This window comes from Nocardiopsis sp. NPDC006832, from assembly GCF_040635885.1.
GTDB lineage: Bacteria > Actinomycetota > Actinomycetes > Streptosporangiales > Streptosporangiaceae > Nocardiopsis.
Genome location: NZ_JBEYLC010000012.1, coordinates 17,793 through 30,797 on the forward strand (window position 1 = coordinate 17,793; position 13,005 = coordinate 30,797).

The following is a 13,005-nucleotide window of genomic DNA, read 5'->3' on the forward strand; positions in this document are numbered from 1 at the left end:
CCCGGCCATCGCTGCGTGAGGGGTACACGATGAGGGGAACTCCAAGGAACACCACCCGGGCGGCGGCCGCCGCCGCGCTCCTGACCCTGATCGCCGCCGGCTGCTCCTCGGGGGACGAACGGGACGCCACCACCGTTCGGATCGCCTACCAGAAGTTCGGCACCTTCATCGCGATGGACTCGCTGATGCGGAAGGTCAAGGAGGAGTTCGAGGCCGACAACCCCGACGTCACCATCGAACTCAACGCCATCGAGGCGCAGGCCGAGGACTACCAGACCCAGGTCAACCTCATGAACGGCTCCGCGAGCGAGGCCCCGGACCTGATCTACCAGGACACGTTCACCATCAACCAGGACGCCGACGCCGGGTACCTCATGCCGCTGGACGATCACTTCGACGCCTGGGAGGACGCCGAACGGTTCAACGAACAGGAGGCCGAGGCGGTCACTTCGCTGGACGGAACCCGTTACGGGGTCATGCTCGGCACCGACGTGCGCGGCCTCTGGTACCGGACCGACTTCCTGGAACAGGCCGGTGTGGCACTCCCCTGGGAACCGGCCACCTGGGACGAGGTGCTCGACACCGCCCGCGCCGTGCGGGACGAGTTCGGCGACGAGGTGGTCCCCCTCAACGTCTACTCGGGGACCCCCGCCGGTGAGGCCGCCTCCCTCCAGGGCTTCCAGATGCTGCTCCGCGGCACCGACGACAGCCTGTTCGAGGAATCCTCCGAACGGTGGGTCTCCTCCAGCGCCGGGTTCACCGAGTCCCTGGAGTTCGTCCGGACCATCTACGACGAGGACCTCACCCTCGACCCACAGGACGCCCTGGACGCCAACATCGGCACCGTCAACAACGAGGAGCGCTTCCCCAACGGGGAGATGGCGATCAGCCTGGAGGGCTCGTGGGCCACCCAGTCCTGGATCGAGGAGGCCAACCAACCCTGGCCGGAGTGGGAGGACCACATGGAGTTCACCCCCATGCCGACCCGGGACGGGCAAGGCGCGGGCGCGAGCAGCATGTCCGGTGGCTGGGCCCTGTCGATGGGCGCCCACGCCACCGACCCCGACCTGGCCTGGCGGGTCATGGCCCACGCCCTGAACCAGGAGAACGCGGTGAAGTTCGCGGTCGAGGGCGGCCAGATCCCGGTGCGTTCCGACGTCGCCGAGGACCCCGGTTTCCTGGAGGCCGCGCCCAAGGCCGAACAGTTCGCCGAACTCGTCGACATCACCGGCTTCCGGCCCGCCTACAGCGAGTACCCCAGGGTGTCCCTGGCGGTCCAGGAGGCCATGGAGGTCGTCATGCTGGGCGAGGCCACCCCGCAGGAGGCCGCCGAACTCTACGCCCAGGAGTTGGAGTCGATAGTGGGCCCCGACAACGTGACGGACGGTTCCTGACCGGTGGCGACCACGACCACCCACGACGACCGGACCATCCGGGAGGCCGCGGCCCACCGAGGCCGGCGGTGGGCGCGTTCGGCCCGCTGGGTCCTGCCCATGGGCCCCGCCCTGTTCCTGCTGCTGGCGTTCTTCGCCGGCCCCATCCTGTGGACGGTGTGGGCGTCCCTGACCAACGCCGCCCTCACCGGCGCGCAGGCCGCGCAGACCGAGTTCGTCGGCTTCGCCAACTTCGAACGCCTGCTCGCCGACACCCGTTTCCGCGAAGCCACCGTCCTGACCGTGCTCTTCCTGGTGGGGTGCGTGTTCGGGCAGACCGTGCTCGGCCTGACCCTGGCGCTGCTGATGCGCAACCGGCACGGCGCGGTGCGCGCCACGGTCGGCGCGATCGTGGTGGGCGCCTGGGTGGTCCCCGAGGTCGTGGCGGGGTTCGTCTGGTACGCGTTCCTGGAACGGGAGGGCAGCTTCAACTCCGTCCTCGGGTTCTTCGGCGCGGAGCCGCAGAACTGGCTGTTCACCGCGCCATTGCTCGCGGTGGTGTTGGCCAACATCTGGAAGGGCACCGCCTTCTCGATGATGACCTACTCGGCGGGTCTGGCGGAGGTGCCCGACGACCTCAAGGAGGCCGCCAGGGTGGACGGCGCCTCCTCCTTCCAGGTGCTGGTGCACGTGGTGTTGCCGTTGCTGCGCCGCACACTGGCCACCACCCTGCTCCTGATCACGTTGCAGACCGTGCAGGTGTTCACACTGATCTTCGTGATGACCTCCGGCGGACCGGGCGCGCGCAGCACCACGCTGCCGCTGCTGATGTACCAGGAGGCGCTGCGCCTGGGCGACCTGGGCTATGGAACCGCGATCGCCCTGGCGCTGCTGGTGGTCGCCGGCCTGTTCTCCGTCGTCTACGTGTGGATGCTCAGCAGGGAGGAACAGCGATGAGTCACGAGCGGAGCGGCGGGAACGGCGCACGCACCGGAACGCGGATGGTGGTGAGCGCGCCCGGCCGAGTCGCCTCGACCCTGCTGACGTACCTGATCCTGGGTGGACTGGCCGTGGTGTTCCTGGTGCCCATGCTGTGGATGCTGTTCGCGTCCGTGGACACCGAACCCTCCCTGCGCGCGGGACTTCCCACCTCGCTCACCCTCGACCACTTCACCGCGATCATGACCCCCGAGATCGTCTACCGGCCGATCTGGAACAGCGTCCTGACCTGCGGGGGAGCGGCGGTGATCACCGCATTCTGCTCCATGCTGGCCGCCTATCCGCTGTCCCGGTACAACCTGCGCTTTCGCAAACCGTTCCTGTACTCGGTCCTGTTCGCCACCGGTCTGCCCATCACCGCGATCATGGTTCCCGTGTACGGGATGTTCGTGCAGGCAGACCTGTTGAACTCGCTGACCGCCACCACCCTCTTCCTGGCCGCGAGCACCCTGCCGTTCGGGATCTGGCTGACCAAGAACTTCATCGACGGCATCCCCATCGCCCTGGAGGAGGCAGCCTGGGTGGACGGGGCGTCCGCCTGGCAGTCCCTGCGCTACCTGGTGGCTCCGCTGCTGGCGCCCGGCCTGGCGGTGGTGGGGATCTTCACCCTGGTCACCACCTGGGGCAACTTCTTCGTGCCGTTCATCCTGCTCACCAGCCCGGAGAAGATGCCGGCGGCGGTACGCGTGTTCACGTTCTTCGGCCAGTACGGGAGCGTGCGCTACGGAGAACTGGCGGCGTACTCGTTGTTGTACACGGTGCCGGTGGTGGTGCTGTACATGGTGGTATCCCGCGCCATGGGCGGCCGGTTCGCCCTCGGCGGGGCGATGAAGGGCTGACCGGCCGCCGGGGGAGTCAGAGCTCCAAGCGCAGGGTGAGGATCTGGAAGGGGCGCAGACCCACGTTCACCAGACGCGGGCCTCGACCGTCCCCGTCGGCCGGTGCCACGGCCGACAACGGCTTCGGGGCGTCCTCGTGGTCCTCCTCCAACAGGTTCACCGCCCGCACCCCGCGCACGGGGAAGCCGGTGCGCAGCGACGTCCGAGCACGCCCACCGCGAGCCTCGTAGAGGCGCACCACCACGTCCCCCGAACGGTCGTCGGCGAGCTTGACCGACTCCACGACCACACCGGGGTCGGCGACCTCCACCAGCGGCTCCACCGCCCTCGCACCCGGCGCCGAACGCACCGGCAGGTTGATCCGGTACCCCTCGCGCACCGCGTCCTCGATCTCCGCGCCGGGTGCCAGCGCGTAGCGGAGCCGGTGCTCGCCCTGATCGGTCTCGGGGTCGGGGAAGCGCGGTGCCCGCAGCAGCGACAGCCGCACCGTCGTGGTGGTCCCCCCGTCGGAGCGCACGTCACGGGTGATGTCGTGCCCGTAGGTGGAGTCGTTGAGCACCGCCACCCCGTAGCCGGGTTCGGCCACGTGCACCCAGCGATGCGCGCAGATCTCGAACTTGGCGGCGTCCCAGGAGGTGTTGGTGTGGGTGGGCCGCTTGACGTGCCCGAACTGGATCTCCGACGACGACTCGTGCGCCCGCACGTCCACCGGGAAGGCGGCCTTGAGGAACTTCTCGCGTTCGTGCCAGTCCACGGTGGTGTCCACGTCCAGCCGCCGAGCGCCCGGTGACAGCGACAGCACCTGGGTGAGCGAGGACTCCCCGAAGGAACGGGTGACGCGCACGCCCACGGTGTCTACGGGCAGATCGGACTCCGCGGCCTCCGCATCGGTGAGCGCGGTGACCGAGTCGACCTCGGTGAGGTCGGTGACGCTGTTGCGGTAGAACTCGTCCACGTCCCAGGCGTCCCACTGGTTCGGGACGTCCTGGTGCAACTGGAGCAGATTGCCGGGCAGCCCCGGGGCGAGCACCTCCCGGCCCTCGGGTTCGGCCGACCGGTCCAGGACCGACATCACCAGCCCTCGGTGGTCCACCCGCACCGTCAACAGTCCGTTGTCCAGGACGAACCCGCCGTCGACGCCGGTCAGGGTGGGCTCGACGGCGCCCTCGACGGTGGGGGAGAGGACCCGAGAACGCGGCGACGCCCCCAGCGCGGGCACCCCGTCGCGTTCGTGGGGGGTCGGGTTGAACACCACCTCGTCGCCCTCACCGCCGGTACCGTCGCCGGCGCCGGCCAGCGCGGCCTGGGCCCGGCCGATGACCTCGGTCAGTTCCGCGGCGACCTCCCGGTAGGACTCGGCCGCCTCACGGTGCACCCACTGGATCGAACTCCCCGGCAGGATGTCGTGGAACTGGTTGAGCAGCACCGTCCGCCACACCCGCTCCAACCGCTCATAGGGGTACTCGGCCCCCACACGCACCGCGGCCGTGGCCGACCACAGCTCCGCCTCGCGCAGCAGGTGCTCCGAACGCCGGTTGCCCTGCTTGGTCGCCGCCTGGCTGGTGTAGGTGCCCCGGTGGAATTCCAGGTACAGCTCGCCCGACCAGACCGGGGCGTCGGTGTACTCGGCGTGCGCCCGCTCGAAGAACTCCTCGGGGTGCTCGATCGTCACCCGAGGCGATCCCTCCAGATCCCGCAATCGCGCGGCCCGGCCCAACATCTCGCGGGTGGGCCCACCACCGCCGTCCCCGTGCCCGAACGGCACCATCGAGTACGAGGACCCGCCCTTGTCCCGGAAGTTGCGGGAGGCGTGCGCCAGCTCCGCCCCGGTCAGTTCCGCGTTGTAGGTGTCCACCGGCGGGAAGTGCGTGAACACCCGGGTGCCGTCCAGCCCCTCCCACCAGAACGTGTGGTGGGGGAACCGGTTGACCTGGTTCCACGAGATCTTCTGGGTGAGGAACCAACGCGACCCCGACAACCGCACCAGCTGTGGCAGGGCCGCCGAGTACCCGAAGGAGTCCGGCAGCCACACCTCCTGGGTGTCCACGCCCAACTCGTCACGGAAGAACCGCTTGCCGAACACGAACTGACGGGCCAGCGCCTCCGCCCCCGGCATGTTGGTGTCGGACTCCACCCACATGCCGCCCACCGGAACGAACCGGCCCGCCTCGGCCTCCTTCACCACCCGATCGAACAGCTCCGGCTGGTGCTCCTTGATCCACGCCCACTGCTGGGCCTGCGACATCGCGAACACCAGCTCGGGGTGGTCGTCCATCAACCCCACCACGTTGGCGCTGGTGCGCGCCACCTTCCGGACGGTCTCGCGCAGCGGCCACAGCCACGCCGAGTCGATGTGGGCGTGCCCGACCGCCGAGATCCGGTGCGCTCCGGCCGTGGCGGGTGAGGCCAGCTCCGGGGCCAACACCTCACGGGCGCGCTCGGCGCTGCCGGGCACGTTCTGCGGGTCCAGCGCGTCCAGGGTGCGGCCCAGCGCGCGCAACAGCCGCCAGCGCCTGGGATCGCCCTCGTCGAGTTCGCGCGCCAGCCCGCCGGCCACCTCCAGGTCCAGGGCGAGCTCCCACACCCGGCTCTCGAAGATCGCCAGGTCGGCGCGGGCCAACCGGTACAGGGGTTCGTCGTCGGGGCCGCGTCCGCCGCCCAGCTCGGTGGGCTGGAACGGCGGGTCGTCGAGGATGACGGGGTTGGCGGCGGCCTCCACGTGGAACTCCACCTCCTCGCCGCCGTCGACGGGGGAACCGACCGGGATCCACGCGTTGCGCGGGTTGAGGCCCTTGACCACGGTGCCGTCGGCGCGGTGCACCAGCCCCTCGCTCTGGAAACCGGGCATGCCCACGTCGAACCCGAGGTCGACCACCGCCTCCACCCGTCGACCGGCCCATCCGGCGGGCACCCGGCCGCGCACCCGGAACCAGGTGGTGCCCCACGCCGGCCCCCAGGCGTCACCCACCCGGGCGGGTTCGTGGGGTGCGGCGATCCCCTCCGCCGCCGGTACCGGTTCCCCGGGCGCGTCCCAGCGCGCCACCTCCAAGGGGACCGATGTTCCATGCACCGCGGGCCACACCCGTTCCCGCAGAGCCCGTTCCAGTCGTGCCTCGATCAGCCGCCGGTCGTCATGCACGGTGGGTCTCCGATCACTCGTCCCCTGGCAGGTGCTGCGTACGTTGCCGGCGTCACAGCACTTCGTCAACACTTTGGACGAAGTGGTGTGCGGAGAGTTTCGGGTCGGTGGCGATCGAGAACCCGATGGGCGGCGCGGAGCCGTTCGACCTCGGGCAGGTCGGGGTCCTCGCCGGAGACCTCGTCGGCCCAGATGAGCAGCCTGCGCAGGTGGGGGAGCGCGGCTTCGGTGGTCACCTCCGAGCGGCCGGCGACCACCAGGCCGGCGGTGCCGTCGACCGTGACGAGGTCCCCGTCGGTGAGCGTGTGCGCGCCGACGCCGACCACGGCGGGCCTGCCCAGGGAACGAGCCACGACCGCCGCGTGCGAGGCCGGTCCGCCCCGTTCGGTGACCACACCCGCCGCCGCGGCCAACCCGCTCATGTCCATGGGGGAGGTCTCCGGACGCACCAGGACCACCGGGCCCTCGGCCGCCATCCGGACCGCCGCCTCGCAGGTGGTGGCCGCCCGACCCGTCACCACACCGGGGACCGCGCCGATCCCACGCGCGAGCGGTTCCACCCCGGGCGGCGGCACCACGCGCGGGACCCGCGCCCGCCCCAGGTGTGCGGGCGTCACACGCAGCAGCGCCTCCCGCCGGGTCAGCGTTCCCTCGTCGACCAGGTCCACCGCCACTCGCACGGCCGCCGCACCCGTGAACCGGCCCGGGCGGGCCTGCAACAGCCACAGCCGGCCGGACTCGAAGGTGAACTCCACGTAGCAGGTGTCGCGCAGGTCCTTCTCGATGAGTGTCAGCGCACGTGTCAGGTCGGCCCACACCCCGGGCTCGCGGTGGGCCAGATCGTCCAGGGGCAGGGTGCGGCGCCCCCCGGAGACCACCGCGTCGCCGCGACTTCCGAACAGCACCTCGCCGTAGGGGCCGGACGCCCCGGAGTTCGGGTCGCGTCCGAACGCCACCCCCGCCCCGCTGTGTTCGTCCCGGTCTCCGTCCACCATGGCCTGCACGACGACGGCGGTGCCCAGGTCGTGCGGGATGCCGTGCAGGGTCCGGTAGGTGCGGGCGCGCGGGGTGTGCCAGGAGGCGAACACGGAGCGGATCGCCGCCCGCACCTCCTCCCCGGGGTCGGAACCGGTGCCCAGGCCCAGGACGGTGTCCATCATCCCCGGCATGGACACGCTCGCCCCGGAGCGCACCGACACCGTCAGAGCGCGAACGGGGCCGGAGCCGGGGCCGGGATCGCCGAAGGTCCGGCCGGTGACGGACTCCAACCGGGCCAGGGCGAGGTCGAGTTCGGCGTCCAGTCCCGGGGGGAACACACCGGAGTCGAGGAAGGCGCGGCAGGCCTCGGTCGTGACGACGAAGGCCGCCGGAACCGGCGATCCCAGCCGCATCAGGCCCACGAGCCCGTGCGCCTTGGCGCCCAGCAGTTCGGGGGTCCCCGTCTCGTCCACCGTGAGCGGGCGCGTCCAACGCGCCTCGGGGCTCATCGGGGGATCCCCAGGGTGGCGAGCAGGTCCTCGTGCAACTGCGACCACACGGTGTGGAAGGAGTCGGTGGCGTCGGCCACCCGGTCGAGTTCACCGGCGTGGGCCCGCTCCAGCGCTTCGGACAGCCGCACCCGGTAACGCCCGAACCGGGGCAGGGCCAGGGCCAGGTCCGCGCAGACGTCGTCGCGTCGGCGTTCGAGGTCGGTGAAGGCCGCCAGCACCCGGGCGTCGTAGGCGGGATCGGTGTGGTCGTTGGCGGTGACCACCCCGTCGAGGGGACGCAGCTGCCAGGCGCCGCACAGGTCGAGTGCCTCCGGGTTGAGTTCCTCGAAGGCCTTGTGGGTGCGCACGGCCAGGTCGCGGGCGCCGGTCCGGTCGAGTTCGGCGCCGACGCGCTCGGCGTCGGAGATCCGGCCCGCCTCGGTCGGGCCCCAACCACCGAAGGGTCCGGGGGTTCGTGTGACCAGTCCGGCCACGGCCAGGTCGATCAGCTCGGACTCGACCTCGTCGTGGTTCAGCCCGGTGGCCTCGGCCAGGCGTTCGATGTCGCAGAACCCGACGACGCGCAGGCCGTGCAGGACGAGTAGATCGTGCGGTGTGGTCACCGGTGGCATGCGGGTCGGCCCTCTCGGACGATGGGATCCGAATGTTGACAACATCCAGATGATAGGAACATCTCTATTGTAGGTCGGGGATGGATGGCGACCGCACGCGGCGACGGCGCGTGCGGGTGGGCGTGGCATCCTGGGAGGCCACAAGTCCGCGCGGGGAGGAACAACACCAGATGAGCATCGACGCGCCGCGCGAGCGGCCGGTGATCGGGTCGCTCGCCGAGAGCAGCAGTCTTCGGTCCCGGGTGACGGAGGTGCTGCGTCAGGCCATGGTCGCCGGTGAGCTCGAACCCGGCCGGATCTACTCGGCTCCCGCGCTGGCCGAACGTCTCGGCGTCTCGGCCACCCCCGTACGCGAGGCCATGATGGAGCTGACCAAGGAGGGGCTCGTGGAGACCCTCCGGCACCGCGGGTACCGCGTGGTCGAGCTGGGCGAGGTGACCCTCGACGAGATCATCGAGGTGCGCGAGCTCATCGAGGTGCCCACGGTCGGGCGGGTCGCGGCCCTCGCGACACCCGAACAGGTCGCCCTGCTCCGGCCGCTCGCCGATCGTCTCAACGAGACCGCCGCGGCCGGGGACCTGCAGGAGTTCATCGCCACCGACACCACCTTCCACCTGCGCCTGCTCGGCATCGCCGGGAACCAGCGCCTGGTCGAGGAGGTGGGCCGGCTGCGCGGGATGGCGCGTCTGTCCGCGTTGCGCCGGCTGTACGAGGAGGGGCGCCTGGGCGCCACCGCGCGGGAACACCACGACCTGCTCGACCTGATCGAGGCGCGGGACGTGGCCGGGGCGGAGGCGTTGATGCGCCGGCACCTGGGGCACGTGCGCGGGGTGTGGGCCGGGCGCGAGGAGAGCTGACCACGGCCCGCCAAGCCAGTCCCCACAGGCTTGGCGGTCGTTTCGGGGTCGCCTCGAGAACCCGGAGTGATGGACTCTTCGCAGGTCACGGCTTGATCGCGTCACCCCAGATGGCTTGTCATGTGCAACGTAAAATTGTACGTTGCACTTATTCGCATCATGAGGCCCACATCACGTGGTCCACGACACGAGGAGCGCTGAGTGTCCCCCACGCAGTCCGCGGTCGGCCGACCGGCCACCAACCGCCGTGTGCTCATCGGCAGCCTCAGTGGCAGCGCGATCGAGTGGTTCGACTTCTTCCTCTACGCCACCGCCGCCGCGCTCATCTTCGACAAGCAGTTCTTCCCCAACGACGACCCCGTGATCTCGTTGATGCTGTCGTACCTGACGCTGTCCCTGACCTTCTTCATCCGGCCGTTCGGCGGCATCGTCTTCTCCCACATCGGCGACCGCATCGGTCGGAAGAAGACCCTGGTCATCACCCTGTCTCTGATGGGCGGCGCGACCGTCGCCATCGGCCTGCTGCCCAACTACGACCAGGTCGGCATGCTCGCCCCGCTGCTGCTGATCCTGTGCCGGGTCATCCAGGGTCTGGCCATCGGCGGCGAGTGGGGCGGTGCCCTGCTGCTCGCCTACGAGTACGCGCCCAAGGAGCGCCGAGGCTTCTTCGGATCGGTGCCCCAGACCGGCATCACCATCGGCATGCTCCTGTCCACCATCGCGTTCGGCCTGGTCAGCATGCTCCCCAACGACTCCTTCGAGGCGTGGGGCTGGCGCATCCCCTTCATCGCCAGCATCATCCTGGTCTTCGTCGGCCTGTGGATCCGCAAGGGCCTGGCCGAGACCCCCGCCTTCCGGGAGGCCAAGGAGAGCGGCAACGTCGCCAAGCTGCCCATCAAGGACACCCTGCGCGACCACTGGCGCTCCGTCCTCGTGGCGGTGGGCGCCAAGGTCGTCGAGACCGCGCCGTTCTACATCTTCGCCACGTTCGTGGTCAGCTACGCGACCGGCACCCTCGACATCCAGCAGTCCGTGGTCCTCAACGCGGTCAGCGCCGGCGCGTTCGTCAGCACCATCGTCATCCTGCTGATGGGCCGCCTCTCCGACACCCTCGGCCGAACGAAGGTCTACCTCGGTGGCACGGTGATCATCGCCGCCATGGCCGTCCCCTTCTTCACGCTGCTCGACCTACAGATGAACTGGGCCGTGTACGTGGCCGTCGTACTCGCCCTCGGTGTGGCCTGGCCGCCGGTCACCGCCACCCTGGGCACCCTCACCTCCGAGATCTTCACGACCCGGGTCCGCTACACCGGTGTGACGCTCGGCTACCAGATCGGCGCCGCCCTCGCCGGCGGCACCGCGCCGCTGCTGGCCACCTGGCTGCTGGCCCGCTTCGACGGCGCTTGGTGGCCCATCGCGACCTACCTGGTGATCCTGGCCGTCATCTCCTTCACCGCCGTCGCCGTCTCCGGCTCGGTCGTGCGCAAGGAGACCGCCGCCATCGCACGCCGCGAGGGCATCGACGAAACCGAGGTGATGTCGTGAACGGCCTGCCGTTCGTCGACGCCGACGAGGTCCGCCGCCGGATCGACCCCGACCGCGCGCGCACCCTGATCGAAGGGGCCCTGAAGGCGGGATTCGACCCGGCCGACGACCCGGCGCGCTCCCACTCCGACGCCGGGTCCGGGCACCTGCTGCTCATGCCCTCGACACTGGGGGACTGGGTGGGAGTCAAGGTCGCCTCCGTGACGCCCGGCAACCCCGCGCTGGGGCTGCCCCGCATCCAGGCCGTCTACGTGCTCATGGACGCCAAGACGCTCACCCCGCGGATGTTCGTCGATGGGGTGAGCCTGACCTCGCTGCGCACCCCGGCCACCTCCGCGGTGGCGGCCGGCCACCTCGCCGACCCCGAGGCCTCTCGCCTGGTGGTGTTCGGCAACGGACCCCAGGCGGTGGAACACGTCGTCGCCATGGCCCGGATCAGGGCGCTGAAGGACGTCCGGATGGTCGGCCGCAGCCCGCACAAGGTGGCGGCGGCCATGGCCGAACTCGCCGAACGCGGAATCACCGCCGAGGCGGGCGTGGCGGCCGACGTCGCCGACGCCGACATCGTCGTGTGCGCCACCTCCAGCGCCGAACCGTTGTTCGACGGTTCCCTGGTACGCGACGGGGCCTGCGTCGTCGCGATGGGCTCGCACGAGGCCGATCGCCGTGAACTGGACGCCGCCCTGATGGGCCGCGCCCAGGTCGTGGTCGAGGAACGCGACAGCGCCCTGCGCGAGTGCGGTGACGTGGTGCTCGCCATCGAGGAGGGCGCCCTGAACGCCGACGACCTGGTCGGACTGGCCCCGCTGGTGCGCGGTGAGGTCACCCGCCGCACCGACCGGCCCAACGTGTTCAAGGGCTCGGGCATGTCCTGGCAGGACCTGGCCGTCGCCGTGGGCGTGGCGCCCACCGACTGACCGGCGTCCGGCCACGCCGAGGGGCTCACCGCGATGCTGTTCGGTATCGAGGCGGGCCCCTCGGTGTTCTCTCTCGTGCCCCATACCGGGTTCGAAAGCGCCTGGTGTCAAGGGGTTCCTCCGTCACCGAATATTTGAGAGCTCAAGTGACTAGCTAATATCTTCCTGGGAAGCTATGCTGTGATCAGTGAGTGGGGCGACGAGGCACCACCCGGACCCCTGCGGAAAGGAACCAGGTCATGGCCGCCAACGCGACGACCCGACAGAACAACGACATCGCACGAGTCCTCAACCCGAACACCGCGATGGACGCGGTCACCCTGCACGTGGGCGACCTCGAACTGATGAGCTCCTACTACGCGAACGCCCTCGCCCTCGAACCGGTGGAGGAGCGCGCGAACGGCCGCCGCGTCCACCGGGTCCTGGGCCGCGGCACCACACCCATGGTCCGGCTCATCTCCACCCCGGACCTGCCCGCCGTCGACCGCCGCGAGGCCGGCCTGTTCCACACCGCCTTCCTCTTCGAGGACCGACAGAGCCTGGCCGCCACGGTCTACCGCGCCGCCCAGGACAGCCGCAGCCGCTTCGTCGGCTCCTCCGACCACCTGGTGAGCGAGGCCTTCTACTTCACCGACCCCGAGGGCAACGGCATCGAGCTCTACATCGACCGTCCGCGCTCCCAGTGGAGCTACGCCCCCGGCGGCGAGCTGCGCATGGCCACCGAGTACCTGGACCCCAACGCCTTCCTGCGCGAACACCTGGACCAGACCGTCGTGGACTCCGCGCCCCGCCTGCCCGGCCTGGTCGGCCACGTCCACCTGCAGGTCGGCGACATCGATCAGGCCCGCGACTTCTACGTGGACACCCTCGGGTTCGAGACCACCGTGGGCAGCTACCCCGGAGCCCTGTTCGCCGCCGCGGGCGGCTACCACCACCACGTCGCGATGAACACGTGGAACAGCCGGGGCGTGGGCCCGCGCGCCTCGCGCCTGGGCCTGGGCGACGTGGCGGTCACCGTGCCGGCCCGCGAGGACCTCGACGCGCTGGTCGCCCGCCTGAACGCCAAGGGCACCGGCTTCGCGGACGACGGCCGGTCCATTTCCGCCAAGGACCCGTGGGGCACCCAGGTCACCATCAGCCTTCCGGACACCGGTGTGGAGGACCTGCTCAAGGCCTGACCCGCACCGGAACGGGGCCCGCCTTCCTCATCCCTCGGAAGGCGGGCCCCGAACATC

Annotated in this window: 10 protein-coding genes; 7 read left to right on the forward strand and 3 right to left on the reverse strand. The window is 70.5% G+C overall.

What is annotated here, in order from left to right:
- The first annotated feature begins 29 nt into the window (after positions 1–29).
- From ABZ717_RS08435 to ABZ717_RS08445, 3 genes are all read left to right on the forward strand, one after another.
- A complete protein-coding gene (locus tag ABZ717_RS08435) occupies positions 30–1,394 on the forward strand; it encodes an extracellular solute-binding protein (RefSeq protein ID WP_358507301.1) in 1,365 nt (454 codons plus the stop codon).
- Positions 1,395–1,493: 99 nt separating this feature from the next.
- Entirely contained in the window at positions 1,494–2,330 is an 837-nt protein-coding gene (locus ABZ717_RS08440; RefSeq protein WP_358507456.1) for a sugar ABC transporter permease, read from the forward strand.
- Complete coding sequence (locus ABZ717_RS08445) at positions 2,327–3,211, forward strand: carbohydrate ABC transporter permease (RefSeq protein WP_358507302.1); 885 nt, start codon at positions 2,327–2,329, stop codon at positions 3,209–3,211. The genes ABZ717_RS08440 and ABZ717_RS08445 overlap by 4 nt, the downstream gene beginning before the upstream one ends.
- A 16-nt stretch (positions 3,212–3,227) precedes the next feature.
- On the opposite strand, the gene ABZ717_RS08450 is transcribed toward ABZ717_RS08445, so the two are convergent.
- From ABZ717_RS08450 to ABZ717_RS08460, 3 genes are all read right to left on the reverse strand, one after another.
- Positions 3,228–6,350: a glycoside hydrolase family 38 C-terminal domain-containing protein gene (locus tag ABZ717_RS08450; protein ID WP_358507304.1), complete on the reverse strand. Its 3,123-nt coding sequence runs from the start codon at positions 6,348–6,350 to the stop codon at positions 3,228–3,230.
- A 65-nt stretch (positions 6,351–6,415) separates the two neighbouring features.
- Positions 6,416–7,837: a PEP/pyruvate-binding domain-containing protein gene (locus ABZ717_RS08455; RefSeq protein WP_358507306.1), complete on the reverse strand. Its 1,422-nt coding sequence runs from the start codon at positions 7,835–7,837 to the stop codon at positions 6,416–6,418.
- Positions 7,834–8,451: a transcriptional regulator gene (locus ABZ717_RS08460; protein WP_358507308.1), complete on the reverse strand. Its 618-nt coding sequence runs from the start codon at positions 8,449–8,451 to the stop codon at positions 7,834–7,836. The genes ABZ717_RS08455 and ABZ717_RS08460 overlap by 4 nt, the downstream gene beginning before the upstream one ends.
- A 170-nt stretch (positions 8,452–8,621) precedes the next feature.
- Here ABZ717_RS08460 and ABZ717_RS08465 point away from each other — a divergent pair, with 170 nt between their 5' ends.
- From ABZ717_RS08465 to ABZ717_RS08480, 4 genes are all read left to right on the forward strand, one after another.
- On the forward strand, positions 8,622–9,308 hold the full coding sequence (locus ABZ717_RS08465) for a GntR family transcriptional regulator (protein ID WP_358507310.1): 687 nt from the start codon (positions 8,622–8,624) through the stop codon (positions 9,306–9,308).
- A 201-nt stretch (positions 9,309–9,509) separates the two neighbouring features.
- Complete coding sequence (locus tag ABZ717_RS08470; protein ID WP_358507312.1) at positions 9,510–10,853, forward strand: MFS transporter; 1,344 nt, start codon at positions 9,510–9,512, stop codon at positions 10,851–10,853.
- On the forward strand, positions 10,850–11,770 hold the full coding sequence (locus ABZ717_RS08475) for an ornithine cyclodeaminase family protein (protein WP_358507314.1): 921 nt from the start codon (positions 10,850–10,852) through the stop codon (positions 11,768–11,770). Before ABZ717_RS08470 ends, ABZ717_RS08475 begins: the two co-directional genes overlap by 4 nt.
- Before the next feature lie 239 nt (positions 11,771–12,009).
- Positions 12,010–12,948, forward strand: a complete 939-nt coding sequence (locus ABZ717_RS08480) for a VOC family protein (protein ID WP_358507316.1) — start codon at positions 12,010–12,012, stop codon at positions 12,946–12,948.
- Positions 12,949–13,005: the final 57 nt, after the last annotated feature.

What these genes read in the sequence shown, in the direction of transcription:
- ABZ717_RS08435 (WP_358507301.1), top strand. Translation starts at nt 30, where the DNA reads ATGAGGGGAACTCCAAGGAACACCACCCGGGCGGCGGCCGCCGCCGCG.
- ABZ717_RS08465 (WP_358507310.1), top strand. Translation starts at nt 8,622, where the DNA reads ATGAGCATCGACGCGCCGCGCGAGCGGCCGGTGATCGGGTCGCTCGCC.
- ABZ717_RS08440 (WP_358507456.1), top strand. Translation starts at nt 1,494, where the DNA reads ATGGGCCCCGCCCTGTTCCTGCTGCTGGCGTTCTTCGCCGGCCCCATC.
- ABZ717_RS08455 (WP_358507306.1), bottom strand. Translation starts at nt 7,837, where the DNA reads ATGAGCCCCGAGGCGCGTTGGACGCGCCCGCTCACGGTGGACGAGACG.
- ABZ717_RS08460 (WP_358507308.1), bottom strand. Translation starts at nt 8,451, where the DNA reads ATGCCACCGGTGACCACACCGCACGATCTACTCGTCCTGCACGGCCTG.
- ABZ717_RS08480 (WP_358507316.1), top strand. Translation starts at nt 12,010, where the DNA reads ATGGCCGCCAACGCGACGACCCGACAGAACAACGACATCGCACGAGTC.
- ABZ717_RS08445 (WP_358507302.1), top strand. Translation starts at nt 2,327, where the DNA reads ATGAGTCACGAGCGGAGCGGCGGGAACGGCGCACGCACCGGAACGCGG.